Consider the following 13,588-nt stretch of genomic DNA (forward strand, 5'->3'; position numbering starts at 1 on the left):
GGTAAACAGGGCGCATCAAAAAAGTATCCCCTGTTATTATTACGTTTATGCTTATTCCTTCGCACGTTTACCTGTCCCGAAAATAATGACCTTATTATTACGACCCGCTTCTTTGGCTATATAGCGCGTTAAAAACAAGGTCACTGCAAGTTTCGGATTGTCATGACTTTCAATCAATTCTCCTCCAGTAATATATCTCTAACTTATTGATAATACATAAAACACTGGCTGGCAAAGATGCCATGCTGGTCGTGTATAACGCTGATATCTTGCTAAAAGGCATTCTTATAAATATTCAAAAAAACTGAGGGTATAATTCGTTTTTTCCTGATTGGTTTGTGTTTTTTATTGTTTTATAGTGAGCGAAGCATAAGGAACTATGCGATATGGCAACTGTTGAAAATACCCCTTAACGACAGACAAACGATAAAGGATTTCATATGACCTTCTCAACTCCCGTCTATTCCAGATAGATAAATTAAGTATCTTTCTGAGTTACTAATATATTGAAGCTTAAGTTTTTATAAGTTTTCAATCTCTGACGTTCATTGATTACACTTTTTTACGAACAGGACTTTACAGGATGTATATCTCAGTCCGTAAAAACAGTCTCGGTACAAAGTGGGCGCTTAATATCTTTACCTCAATGTTATTTGCGTTCAGCCCGGCTGCGATTTCTGACATAAACAGTCAGTATGATATGCTGATTATTGAAGCCCGTAAGGGAAATACTCAACCCGCGTTAACCTGGTTTTCTAAAAATACTGATCTGAATAATAATCAGATTGCTGACTGGTTGCAGATTAGTGCCTGGGGCGGGCAAGACCATCAGGTTGTTGAAATATATAACCGCTATCGTAATCATCATTTACCTGTGCGTGGATACGCTGCAGTTGCTGTCGCGTATCGCAACCTGCAGCAGTGGCAGAAGTCACTCGCCTTGTGGAAGAAGGTTGTCATCCAGGAACCACAAAATAAGGATTATCGGCGGGGGCAGATTCTAACACTGGCTGATGCGGGAAAATACGATGAGGCGCTGAATAAGCTCCAGCAGTTGAAGCGTGAATATCCTGACAATGATAACTTCCTCACGGAAGCCTATATCTACAAACTGGCTGGACGTCACCAGGATGAATTACTGGCTATCACCGAGTCATTACCCGCATCTACTTCACCTGTACGTTATTCCCCGGAGTATGTGCAGGCATTGCGTAATAACCATCTTTCTGCGGCTATAGATGTCAAGAATTTAAACCCGGATGTTCGCGCAGATATTCATGCTGAACTGGTCAGACTCTCATTTATGCCGACCCGCAGTGAGAGCGAGCGGTACGATATTGCCGACCGTGCGCTCGCACTGTACGCGGAATTAGACGCACAGTGGAAAAATAACCCAGAGGTTGCTCATCAGTATCAGCGAATCCAGATTGATCATCTCGGGGCGTTATTAACCCGCGATCGCTATAAAGAGGTCATTGCGCAGTATCAACGCGTAAAACACGCCGGTGAGGTGATTCCGCCCTGGGCACAATATTGGGTTGCTTCGGCTTATCTCCGGGATCATCAACCAGAAAAAGCCCAGGCGATGATGACGGCGCTCTTTTATCGCCAGGATCAACTCGTCACAGGGTTATCAGAAGAGGAGAGCGCGGATCTTTTTTACAGCCATCTGGAAAGTGAAAACTATTCCAGTGCGTTAACGGTCACCCAGCATTCGCTCGATACCACTCCCGCTTACCGCCGGGTCATGGGCTCGCCGCTGGCCATTCCCAATGACAAATGGTTGCAGAGTTATTCATTTCTCTCCGCTATTTCACAATATGGGAATGATTTACCGCACGCTGAAGTACTGACCCATGACCTTGCCAGCAAGGCTCCGGGCAATCAGGGACTACGTATCAATCACGCCAGCGTATTGCAGGCGCGGGGTTTACCGCGCGCGGCAGAAACGGAATTAAAAAAGGCAGAAGTGCTGGAACCTGGCAACATCACACTCGAAGTTGAACAAGCCTGGACCGCGTTAACTCTGCAGGAGTGGCAACAGGCAAAGGTACTCACCGAGGATGTTGTGACCCGCAAACCGCAAGATCCCGCCGTTCAACGCTTACAGCGTGCGGTTGACGTGCATGATCTTGCGGAGCTTCGCGTCGCGGGGTCAGTTGGGCTGGATTCCGATGGCCCGGATAACGGTAATCATGATGTCAATTTAACCAGTGTGGTTTACTCGCCGCCGATCAATGAAAACTGGCGCGGATTTGCCGGTTTTGGTTTTGCGGATGGGCAATTTAGTGAAGGAAAAGGCATCGTTCGCGACTGGTTAACCGGCGTCGAATGGCGTTCTCGTGATCTCTGGTGGGAAGCTGAGTTCTCCGGGCGTTATTTCAATCATGAAACCAAACCCGGTGCACGCCTGTCCGGCTGGTATGATTTTAACGACAACTGGCGTATTGGCACGGAGTTTGAGCGAATCTCTCACCGTGTTCCTTTGCGGGCGATGAAAAACGGCATTACCGGCAACAGTGCACAGGCATATTTGCGCTGGTATCAGAATGAACGTCGCCAGTATACCGGAGGCTGGGCGTTCACCGATTTTTCTGACGGTAACGAGCGTAATGAAGCGTTTATTAGTGGGCAGGAACGGGTGTGGTCCTCACCCAATTTAATTGTCGATTTCCAGCCTTCAATCTGGTACGGGCAGAATACGAAAAAAGACACCCCTTATTACAACCCGGAGAAAACGCTCGATATCGTTCCGGCATTTGAAGTCAACCATTTATTGTGGCGTAACTATGAGAATAGTTGGCAGCAAACATTTAGCGCGGGTGTCGGTACTTCCTGGCAAAAAAATTATGGCACGGATCTGATAACGCAAGTCGGCTATGGGCAACGAGTGGCATGGAATGATGTTATTGATGCCGGTGCAACGTTGCGCTGGGAAAAACGACCTTATGACGGCGACAGGGAACATAATTTATATGTTGAATTTGATATGACATTCAAATTTTAAGGAATATTATGTTACGTAAAGGATTCAAATATCTATTTATGCTGATTAGCATCATTATGCTGTCCGCATGTTTACATCAGCCAAAACACAAATTTACGCCGCCGCAGAATCGAGAAACATTACAGGCCGAACGTCCGTGGCCGCATAATCATTTTGTGGCTATTTCATGGCATAACGTCGAAGACGAAGCGGCTGACCAGCGTTTTATGTCGGTGCGCACGTCGGCCCTGCGCGAGCAGTTTGCCTGGTTGCGTGAAAATGGCTACCAGCCCGTCAGCGTTGCACAAATTCGTGAGGCGCACCGTGGTGGTACTCCTCTGCCGAAAAAAGCGGTACTGCTCTCTTTTGATGATGGCTTCCGGAGTTTTTACACCCGCGTCTTCCCTTTGTTGCAGGCTTTTCAGTGGCCTGCATTGTGGGCGCCGGTGGGCAGTTGGGTAGATACCCCCCTCGATCAGAAGGTACTCTTTGGTGATGAAAAAGTGGATCGTGATTATTTTGCTACCTGGCAACAGGTACGCGAATTATCACGCTCACCGCTGGTTGAGATCGCGTCTCATACCTGGAATTCTCACTATGGTATTCAGGCTAATTCTGCCGGTAGCTTATTACCCGCTTTTGTTAATCGCGCGTATTTAACCCACAGCGGTCGTTACGAAACAGAAGCTGAATACCGCAAAAGAATTCGTCAGGATGCGGTAAAAATGACGGAACAACTGCGTAAACATACGGGGAAAACACCGCAGGTATTTGTCTGGCCTTATGGCGAAGCCAGCGGCATTTCCATTGAGGAATTAAAAAAACTGGGTTATGACATGTTTTTTACCCTTGAACCAGGACTGGGCTCCACAAAGCAACTGGATTCCATTCCACGGGTATTAATCGCCAATAATCCTTCATTAAAAGAGTTTGCCCAATCCATTATCAGCGTTCAGGAAAAATCACCTGAGCGGGTTATGCATATCGATCTTGATTACGTGTTTGATAATGACCGTCAACAGATGGAACGCAATCTTGATCGGTTAATACAGCGGGTCAAAGATATGCAAATTTCCACCGTCTATTTGCAGGCATTTGCCGATCCTGCTGGCGATGGTCTGGTCAAAGAAGTCTGGTTCCCGAATCGTCTGCTACCGATGAAAGCGGATCTGTTTAACCGTGTCGCCTGGCAATTACGTAACCGAGCGGACGTTAGGGTATATGCCTGGATGCCAGTATTAAGTTGGGATTTAGATCCCACATTAGCGCGAGTCGAGTATACGTCGGCAGGAAACCAGACGGCACAGATACACCCGACGCAATATCGCCGTCTTTCTCCTTTCGATGCGAAAGTCAGGGAGCAAGTCGGCTTACTGTATGAAGATTTAGCCGGGCACGCTTCATTTGATGGCATCCTTTTTCATGATGATGCGCTGATGTCCGACTTTGAAGACGCCAGTGCGCCCGCGATTGCGGCATATCAGAAAGCGGGATTTGCAGGTAGCCTGGATGCTATTCGCCAAAACCCTGAGCAATTTAAGCGGTGGACGCGTTTTAAAAGTCAGGCGCTGACAAACTTCACTTTAGAACTTAGCGCGAAAGTTAAAGCAATACGCGGTCCGCAGATTAAGACTGCGCGCAATATTTTTGCACTTCCTGTCATACAACCGGAAAGTGAAGCGTGGTTTGCGCAAAATTATGCCGATTTCTTGCAGAGTTACGACTGGACGGCAATTATGGCGATGCCTTATATGGAGGGCATTGATGAGAAGTTCGCCGATAAATGGCTAACGCAACTGGTGGATCATATCAAAGCGATCCCTCAGGCAAAGGATAAATCAATTTTAGAATTACAGGCACAAAACTGGAAAAGTAATGGTCAGCACGAGGCTATTCGTTCCCGGCAGCTTGCTCATTGGATGAGTCTTTTACAACTGAATGGAATTAAAAACTATGGCTATTATCCCGATGATTTTCTTCGCAACGTCCCTGCAATAGACGTTATTCGCCCTGAGTTTTCCACTGCCTGGTACCCGAAAAATGACTAATCGCATCGTCTCTTTTTTTATATTGTGTCTGGTGTTATTTATTCCTTTAAGTATCGCGTTGTTCCACTCTGGCGAATTAATGATGAGATTCGTCTTCTTCTGGCCATTTTTTATGTCCATCATGTGGATAGCTGGCGGCGTCTATTTCTGGGTATACCGTGAACGCCACTGGGCATGGGGAGAAAATGCTCCCGCCCCGCAACTTAAAGATAATCCGCCAATCTCCATTATCATCCCCTGTTTTAACGAGGAGAAAAATGTCGAGGAAACCATTAATGCTGCGTTAGCTCAACGCTACGAAAATATTGAAGTTATTGCTGTTAACGATGGTTCATCGGATCAAACCGGGGCGATATTAGATCATTTGGCCACGCAATACTCCCGACTGCGGGTTATTCACCTGGAACAAAATCAGGGCAAAGCCATTGCGCTTAAAACTGGGGCCGCCGCGGCGAGAAGTGAATATTTAGTGTGCATTGATGGTGATGCTCTGTTGGATCGCGATGCGGCAGCCTATATTGTCGAACCAATGTTGTTTAACCCTCGCGTTGGGGCCGTTACCGGTAATCCGCGCATCCGCACACGCTCTACCCTGGTGGGTAAGGTGCAGGTCGGTGAGTTTTCCTCCATTATTGGTTTGATTAAGCGGACCCAGCGTGTTTACGGAAACGTTTTTACCGTTTCCGGTGTTATCGCCGCCTTCCGTCGCAGCGCGCTGGCTGACGTGGGTTACTGGAGCGATGATATGATCACGGAAGATATTGATATTAGCTGGAAGCTGCAGCTGAATCAGTGGACTATTTTTTACGAGCCACGGGCGCTGTGCTGGATATTAATGCCGGAAACATTAAAAGGCCTCTGGAAGCAGCGACTGCGCTGGGCCCAGGGCGGTGCGGAAGTGTTCCTGAAAAATCTGACCAAACTGTGGCACTGGAAAAACCATCGTATGTGGCCGCTTTTTTTCGAATATTGTCTGACCACTGTATGGGCTTTTACCTGTCTTATCGGTTTTATTATTTTTGCTATTCAGCAATTTGGTGCACCCGTGAATGTGGAACTGACACATATCGCCGCGACACATACTGCCGGAATATTGCTGTGTGCCCTTTGTCTGCTGCAGTTTATTATCAGTCTGATTATTGAGAATCGCTATGAGCATAATCTGACATCATCGCTATTTTGGATTATCTGGTTCCCGGTTATTTTCTGGATGCTGAGTCTGGCGACCACGCTGGTTTCATTTACCCGGGTTATGCTGGTCCGAAAAACCAGGCGCGCCCGCTGGATAAGCCCCGATCGCGGTATTATGAGAGGTTAATATGAATACGTTAATTATCACGACCCGGCAAAGCACTGCACGGCAAGCTATTGATTATTTTGCAACTTTTCTGCTATGGGCTGCGTTTGCTTTTTTTGCCGTCCATTTCTTCATCGGTCTGATGAATGACTATTTATGGGAAAGCGAAGCCAAAGGCAGGCTGCAGTTCTATTTTTTACTGGCGGTTGCCAATGCCATCGCGTTAATTCTATGGGCTCTCTACAATAAAATACGTTTTCAGAAACACCAGAAAACGAAAGCTATCCGATTTACCCGTCAACAATTGGCTAAAAGTCTGGATATCTCTGAGGACCTTTACCAAAAGATACAGGATAGCCAAAAGTTACATGTGCATGTCAACAGTCATGGGACAATACAAAAAGTGGTATCAGAGACAAGTGCGAAAACGCTATAAATGAGATGCTAAAAAGACCATTAACAGGGTCAGGCATTGATGAAAAATACAGGCGTAGGGTTTTATATTTAATGAACCGATTAAATAATCGTGACTGCCTGTGTCTGATCTGAACAATCGGATACCGGGAGGGTTATCCATACGGATGTGATTGATTGCGCCCTGGTAAACAGGGCGCGACTCTTTTTTACAGTGCGGGCAGGAAAGTTGTCAGTGCCGGAATAAACGTCACCATCAACAACACGAAGATCAGTGCGGTTAACAGCGGTAGCACTTCACGAAGGAAATCAGCAATTTTTGTTCCGGTAATGGAGGTCGCTACGAACATGACCGTTCCCATCGGTGGTGTCAGGCAACCGATGGCCAGGTTGAGGATCATCATCACACCGAAGTGAATCGGATCAATACCCAACATGCGTACCGTTGGCATCAGTAACGGAACCAGTACGATGATGGCAGCATTCCCTTCAATAAACATCCCGAGAAACAGCAAGACCAGGTTCACAATCAGCAAGAAGATGTAAGGATTATCAGAGAATCCTGTCATCACCACCGCCAGATCCTGCGCAATTTGCTCGTTGGTCAGCACCCATGCCAGCGCTGAGCAGGTCATAATGATGAGCATGACGCTGGCTGTTGAGCGTGCCGTTTCCAGTAACGATGCCGCGATATCTTTTACCGTCATTTCGCGATAGAAAAACGCGCCGATAATAATCACAAACACAACGGCAATTGCGCCTGCTTCTGTCGGGGTAAAGATCCCAAAGCGGATCCCGCCGATAATCACCAGAATCAAAATTAATGCTGACGTGGCGCCTTTACCTGCTTCCCAAAGTTCGCGGCAAGTTGGGCCGTGGGCACGGGCGGGGAGGTAACCGCGTTTTTTCGAGATCAAATAGATCGTGAACATCAGTGCGACGCAGCACAAGAGTCCCGGAATGATCGCCGCCATAAACATTTTTCCGATGGAGACATCGGCGACAAAACCGTAAATGATCAGGGCGATACCCGGCGGGATGATCGGCGTGATAAGCGATCCGGCAGCGGTGACGGCGGTAGAAAAACTTTTGCTGTAGCCGAGTTTGGTCATCTCCGGCACCAGCATTTTTGACAACATCGCGCAGTCAGCCAGGTTAGATGCCGACAACCCTCCCATCATGGTACTGAGCAGGACGTTGGACTGGGCGAGTCCACCCGGATAGTGACCGGAGAGCACGCCGGTGAAGCGCAACATGCGGTGTGTAATGCCGGTATAGTTCAACAAGTTACCGAGTAAAATAAAGAATGGGATCGCCAGTAATGTGACGTTTTCCCCCGCGCCGATGATACGTTGAACAGCGATCAGCGGTGAAATGTCGCCCGCCATATAAAAGTAAGTCAGTATGGCGACCAGTACGCTGATGAAAATCGGCGTATTCAGAATAAACAGAAACAATAAGACAATACACGCGATCGCTACTGACATACGACCTCCCTGCGTTTCAGTTTTTGAATATCTTGCCAGAGGTGCTGCAGGCAGAACATCACCATGATCCCAGCGCCTGTCGGCACAGCAAAATCGATGTACAGATAGGAGACTCCAAGAATGGGGGTGATTTTATCGACGGCGATAAGCGACAGTTCATAGCCGAGATAGCCAAATGTTGACAGTGAGACTATGGCAATCATGTGGGTGATGATGGCGCAGGATAAACGCCAGTTTTCCGGCAGCATGGAGGTGAAGGCATCAATACTGACGTGCATACGATGGCCCATTGCTGAGGCCGCTCCGATCATAATCAACCAGATGTAACAGATAATCAGCGCTTCCTCACCCCAGATCAGTGGGGCGTTAAGCAGCCAGCGCATCAAAACGGCCACTACCGTAATGAGCACAATCCCACCTGCCATCAGGCAGGCCAGAATATCGCTGAATTTATTGAGAAACCGAAACATAGTCATACCTATACGGCGATACTTTTCAGGGAGAGGAAAACGCGCAGACAGTGTGCTGCGCGATTACTCCGTTACTGTGCAATGATTTCCTGTGTTTTTTCATACAGTCCTGGCGTCCATTCCGGGAACTTCGTGTAGAACGGTTTTGACGCTTCACGGAACAGATTGCGGTCAACTTCCACGACAGTGACGCCTTCTTGCTTCATCTTCTCAATCAGATCTTTTTCTTCTTTCTGAACGAGTTCAGTCAAGTATTTCCCTGCCTGATCGCCGGAGTTCACCAGTGCGGCCTGAATGTCTGGCGGGAGTTTCTTGTTGGTAGCGCTGCCCATGACCAGGTTGGTCACGTTCTCTACGTGGCCCGTGAGGATCAGGTATTTAGCCGCTTCATGATGTTTTTGTCCGTACAGCACAGGAATCGGGTTTTCTGCGCCATCAATCACTTTCAGGTTCAGCGAGGTGTAGACTTCAGCGAGTGGCAGTGGCGTTGGGGTTGCGCCCATTGCTTTCATGCCTTCAATTTGAATGCGGTTGTTCGGAACGCGAATTTTGAGGCCTTTTAAATCTTCCGGTTTGGTAACCATTTTGGTGGTCAGCATATGGCGCGTACCATACAGCCAGTCTTTAGAGACGATGTGCAGACCTTTGGCATCCAGTTTAGTTTCCAGATCCTTGTACCAGTCTGACTGGTTGAGTTTGAAGATATCTTTATAGCTAGTGCCGACGTAAGGACCAAACATAATGCCGAAATCAGGCACATAGTCAGAGAAGAATGCGCCATCAGCAAGGGTAATCAGCGGACTACCCAGTTTCATTTGTTCAATGACATCCTTTTTCGAGCCTAATTGTGAACTGGGATAAGCAACGAGTTCACCTTTACCGCCGGTTTGTTCATTAAATAAACGTGCCCATTCGCGGATCGCTTTATCAAAAGGTTCTCCTGGATTGTTTTCGTAGGCAACTTTCAACGTATATTCGGCAGCGGCTATCGCAGAATTACTAAAAGAGACAGTGGCGAGTATAGAGCCAACGGCGAATGCTAGTAACGAATTTCTTTTTTTAGACATCAGACTCATTATTACTCTCCATTTTTGTAGTGGGTACTGAGGATATTATTATATTGCCCGGATTTTCCGGGGTGTATTACAGAGTTTCTAAACTATTTATTATTATGCGTGTTGATTATCTTAAAATGTTTATCAGAGCCTAAAATGCTTTATTAATGGATGGTTACTTTTATTAAGAAATTGTGGCTAGGGTAATGGTTTGCTGTTTTTAATCGGTATTTAAAGCCTCGTGGATTTGCGACTTGTTGCGTTGATTGAGTGGATCATGGTCTGCCGGGCGGTTTGCAAATGCTGGCGTAATGCGGCTGTAGCGCTAAGGTCGTTGCGGCAGATAAGGGCGCTGAGAATCGTCATATGCTCATTGACGGCAACGATATTTCTTTGCTTGAGATCGCTCTCATCCCATTGATAATGAAAGTGAAAAATGACAGAGATAATCTCCAGCGATTGATCGAAAAAGACATTTTCGGCGGCGCTGAGAATCAGGTTGTGAAAGTCCCGGTCCAGCAGGGAAAACATGCGATAGTTGTCGCTGATGGTGTCGCGTAATGCACGGTGACGATCGAGTAAATCTCGCGCTTTCTGCCAGCGAATATCCGTGACGGGGAGATTGAGAAAGTGTTGCAGGGCGTGGGTCTCCAGCATTTCCCGTAATTCGAAAAGCTGTTCGGCATAGCGTTGGTCGAACTGTTGCATACGCCACAGGCCGCGTCGTTCGCTGATGATCAGATTGTAACGCCCGAATTTTAAAAGATATTCTCGCACAACGACCGGGCTGACGCCGGCGGCGCGCGCCAGCTGCAGTTCGGAAAATGTTTCACCGGCGCGTAGCTGTCGTTGGTTAATCATGGTGAAAAAGGCGTGCTCGAAAATACGGTTCTGCTCCGCCAGCGAGGCGGTGGTACAGGCGAAACCGTCATCATTATTGGGCTTGCGGGCGATCACGTAGTCGTTGCCAACTGGCGTCAGTACGCCACATTCGCTTAAGTGGCTTAGCATATGGCGCACCGTGGTGCGGCTGATGTTGTACATCTCCGCCAGTGCGCTTTGCGAGGGGAGCGGAGAAGGGATATGGCCGCGAGCCATATCATCGATCATCTGGTTAATGACATTGTGACGTAAATTTTGCGAGCGGCTCATCGGTCTCTCCTTTTGGGCGTATTAAAACCCGATTTAAAACATTTTAATGCGTCGGTATTCACAAATTACGTTTCCTGTCTCTTCGATATTTTTATTTTCATCGATATCTGATGCAACGAAAAACAGGAGAGCAGAATCATGTCAACGATGAACACGCTGATTTGCCAGGAACCGAAACAATTAGTTTGGGAAGAACGTCAAGTTCCTATTCCTGGTGAGGGAGAAGCATTAATAAAAATTAAATCCGTAGGGATTTGCGGTACTGATATTCATGCCTGGGGCGGTAATCAACCTTTTTTCAGTTATCCCCGCGTGTTGGGCCATGAAATATGTGGCGAAATTGCTGGGTTAGGTAAAAATATTCCGCATCTGAAAGTGGGTCAACAGGTTGCTGTTATTCCTTACGTGGCGTGTCAGCAATGTCCGGCGTGTAGCAGTGGGCGTACCAACTGCTGTGAGAAAATTTCGGTGATTGGCGTGCATCAGGATGGCGGTTTTAGCGAGTATTTGTCTGTTCCTGTGACTAACCTGCTGGCAGCGGATGGGATTGATCCGCAGGCGGCGGCGTTGATCGAGCCTTATGCTATCAGCGCACATGCGGTACGCCGGGCGGCGATTGCGCCAGGCGAGCAGGTGCTGGTAGTGGGGGCAGGGCCGATAGGGCTAGGGGCGGCGGCCATCGCCAACGCCGACGGCGCGCAGGTCGTCGTCGCCGATACCAGCCCCGCTCGTCGGGAGCATGTGGCTTCTCGCCTGAAACTCCCGGTAATTGATCCGTCTGCCGACGATTTTGATGCACAGTTACGCGCGCAATTCGGCGGCTCCCTGGCGCTAAAAGTCATTGATGCGACGGGGAATCAGCACGCGATGAACAATAGCGTTAACCTGATTCGCCATGGCGGCAGCATCGTTTTCGTTGGGTTATTCAAGGGGGACTTGCAGTTTTCCGACCCTGAGTTCCACAAGAAAGAGACCACGATGATGGGCAGTCGCAACGCTACGCCGGAGGATTTCGCCAAAGTAGGGCGTCTGATGGCGGAAGGTAAACTGACCGCAGAGATGATGTTGACGCACCGCTACTCCTTCACCACGCTGGCGGAGATCTACGAAAGTGATGTGATTAACAACCACGAGCTGATCAAAGGCGTGATTACGTTCTGACAGGGATAGAGCAATGAAGACATTGAATCGACATGATTTTCCGGGACAGAGCTATCCGACGAAAGTGATTCAGTTCGGCGAAGGCAATTTTCTGCGCGCGTTTGTGGACTGGCAACTGGATATCCTCAATGAGACGACGGATTTGCAGGCGGGTATCACCCTCGTCCGCCCTATTAATACGGATTTTCCGCCGTCGTTAAATACTCAGGACGGGCTGTACACCACGGTGATCCGTGGCCTGAACGAGCAAGGTGAGGCCGTCAGCGACGCGCGTCTGATCCGGTCGGTGAATAACGAGATTAACCCGTATCAGGATTTTGCCGGATATCTGGCGATGGCGCATAACCCCGATATCCGCTTTGTGTTTTCTAACACGACTGAAGCAGGGATCAGCTATCACGCAGGCGACAGTATCGATGATGCCCCGCCAGTGAGTTTCCCGGCGAAACTGACACGTCTGTTACTGGAGCGTTTTAACCACTTCAACGGCGCGCCAGATAAAGGCTGGGTGATCATTCCCTGCGAACTGATCGACTATAACGGTGACACGCTCAAAACGTTAATTCAGCGTTATGCGCAGGAGTGGCAGTTGTCTCCGGCGTTTCTCGACTGGCTGGAGACGGCAAACACATTTTGCTCCACCCTGGTGGACAGAATCGTGACCGGTTACCCGCGCGAGGAGGCACCTGCGCTGGAAGCGCAACTGGGGTATCACGATGCGTTTCTCGACACCGCCGAGCATTTTTATCTGTTTGTGATTCAGGGACCGGCCTGGCTGGCAGACGCACTGAGATTAACGGAATGTTCGCTGAATATTCGCATTGTTGACGACATCAAACCGTATAAAGAGCGTAAGGTCGCCATTCTCAATGGCGCGCATACCGCACTGGTTCCGGTGGCGTGGCTGTGCGGGCTGGAGACGGTTGGCGAAGCGATGCAGGACGAGGACGTGCGCCACTTTGTAGAAAAAGCGATTTATCAGGAGATTATTCCGGTACTGGATCTGCCTGCCGCTGAACTGCGTGAATTTGCCGATGCGGTGACAGGGCGTTTCCAGAATCCGTATATCCGCCATCAGCTACTTTCTATCGCGCTCAACGGGATGACCAAATTCCGCACGCGTATTTTGCCTCAGTTGCTGGCAGGGCAGCAGGGCAATAAATATCCCGTGCGACTCACGTTTGCGCTTGCGGCGCTGATTGCGTTTTACCGCGGCGAACGGGTGGGAGAGACGTATCCGCTCCAGGACGATGAACAGTGGCTCACTCGCTATCAACAGATGTGGCCGCGTGTGGGGGTCGATCTGTCGTTGCAGGAACTGGTCGATGCCGTCCTTCGCGATAACGCGCATTGGGGCGAGGATTTAACGTTGCTGCCAGGGATCACCACCCAGGTGACGGCCTGCCTGGAAAATATCCTGGTACACGGGATGCGCCAGGCGGTGAAAACGCTGGATTAAGGTTGCCATGCAGCGCCCGGAGCCGTGTTGGGCGCTGTTTTTTTCACGGATAAGGAGAG

General features: G+C 48.8%; 11 protein-coding genes. 6 read left to right on the top strand and 5 right to left on the bottom strand.

The window, feature by feature from the left end:
* Window positions 1-51: 51 nt before the first annotated feature.
* On the bottom strand, window positions 52-177 hold the full coding sequence (locus CJP72_RS25855) for a hypothetical protein (RefSeq protein ID WP_255498276.1): 126 nt from the start codon (window positions 175-177) through the stop codon (window positions 52-54).
* Window positions 178-583: 406 nt separating this feature from the next.
* Here CJP72_RS25855 and pgaA point away from each other — a divergent pair, with 406 nt between their 5' ends.
* The 4 genes from pgaA to pgaD are packed head-to-tail and all read left to right on the top strand — an operon-like array spanning window position 584 to window position 6,767.
* Window positions 584-3,007: a poly-beta-1,6 N-acetyl-D-glucosamine export porin PgaA gene (gene pgaA, locus CJP72_RS10325; RefSeq protein ID WP_162380771.1), complete on the top strand. Its 2,424-nt coding sequence runs from the start codon at window positions 584-586 to the stop codon at window positions 3,005-3,007.
* 8 nt (window positions 3,008-3,015) lie between these two features.
* Window positions 3,016-5,034, top strand: coding sequence for a poly-beta-1,6-N-acetyl-D-glucosamine N-deacetylase PgaB (gene pgaB / locus CJP72_RS10330; RefSeq protein WP_162380772.1), 2,019 nt, complete (start codon window positions 3,016-3,018; stop codon window positions 5,032-5,034).
* Window positions 5,027-6,352: a poly-beta-1,6-N-acetyl-D-glucosamine synthase gene (pgaC, locus tag CJP72_RS10335; protein WP_162380773.1), complete on the top strand. Its 1,326-nt coding sequence runs from the start codon at window positions 5,027-5,029 to the stop codon at window positions 6,350-6,352. Before pgaB ends, pgaC begins: the two co-directional genes overlap by 8 nt.
* 1 nt (window position 6,353) lies before the next feature.
* Complete coding sequence (gene pgaD, locus CJP72_RS10340; RefSeq protein ID WP_162380774.1) at window positions 6,354-6,767, top strand: poly-beta-1,6-N-acetyl-D-glucosamine biosynthesis protein PgaD; 414 nt, start codon at window positions 6,354-6,356, stop codon at window positions 6,765-6,767.
* Window positions 6,768-6,954: 187 nt separating this feature from the next.
* Here the strand turns inward: pgaD and CJP72_RS10345 are convergent, their stop codons facing one another.
* The 4 genes from CJP72_RS10345 to CJP72_RS10360 form a co-directional block, all read right to left on the bottom strand.
* Window positions 6,955-8,232: a TRAP transporter large permease gene (locus CJP72_RS10345; protein WP_162380775.1), complete on the bottom strand. Its 1,278-nt coding sequence runs from the start codon at window positions 8,230-8,232 to the stop codon at window positions 6,955-6,957.
* Window positions 8,223-8,702, bottom strand: a complete 480-nt coding sequence (locus tag CJP72_RS10350; protein WP_162380776.1) for a TRAP transporter small permease — start codon at window positions 8,700-8,702, stop codon at window positions 8,223-8,225. The genes CJP72_RS10345 and CJP72_RS10350 overlap by 10 nt, the downstream gene beginning before the upstream one ends.
* Before the next feature lie 71 nt (window positions 8,703-8,773).
* Window positions 8,774-9,769: a C4-dicarboxylate TRAP transporter substrate-binding protein gene (locus CJP72_RS10355; RefSeq protein ID WP_162380777.1), complete on the bottom strand. Its 996-nt coding sequence runs from the start codon at window positions 9,767-9,769 to the stop codon at window positions 8,774-8,776.
* Window positions 9,770-9,988: 219 nt separating this feature from the next.
* Complete coding sequence (locus tag CJP72_RS10360) at window positions 9,989-10,909, bottom strand: GntR family transcriptional regulator (RefSeq protein ID WP_162380778.1); 921 nt, start codon at window positions 10,907-10,909, stop codon at window positions 9,989-9,991.
* Window positions 10,910-11,047: 138 nt separating this feature from the next.
* On the opposite strand from CJP72_RS10360, the gene CJP72_RS10365 reads away from it, so the two are divergent.
* Complete coding sequence (locus CJP72_RS10365) at window positions 11,048-12,070, top strand: zinc-binding alcohol dehydrogenase family protein (protein WP_162380779.1); 1,023 nt, start codon at window positions 11,048-11,050, stop codon at window positions 12,068-12,070.
* Window positions 12,071-12,083: 13 nt separating this feature from the next.
* Window positions 12,084-13,529 carry a tagaturonate reductase gene (locus CJP72_RS10370; protein ID WP_162380780.1) on the top strand — a complete coding sequence of 482 codons (1,446 nt, stop codon included), beginning with the start codon at window positions 12,084-12,086 and terminating at the stop codon, window positions 13,527-13,529.
* Window positions 13,530-13,588: the final 59 nt, after the last annotated feature.

The sequence above is a fragment of the Citrobacter sp. NCU1 genome (assembly GCF_010231475.1).
GTDB lineage: Bacteria > Pseudomonadota > Gammaproteobacteria > Enterobacterales > Enterobacteriaceae > Citrobacter_D.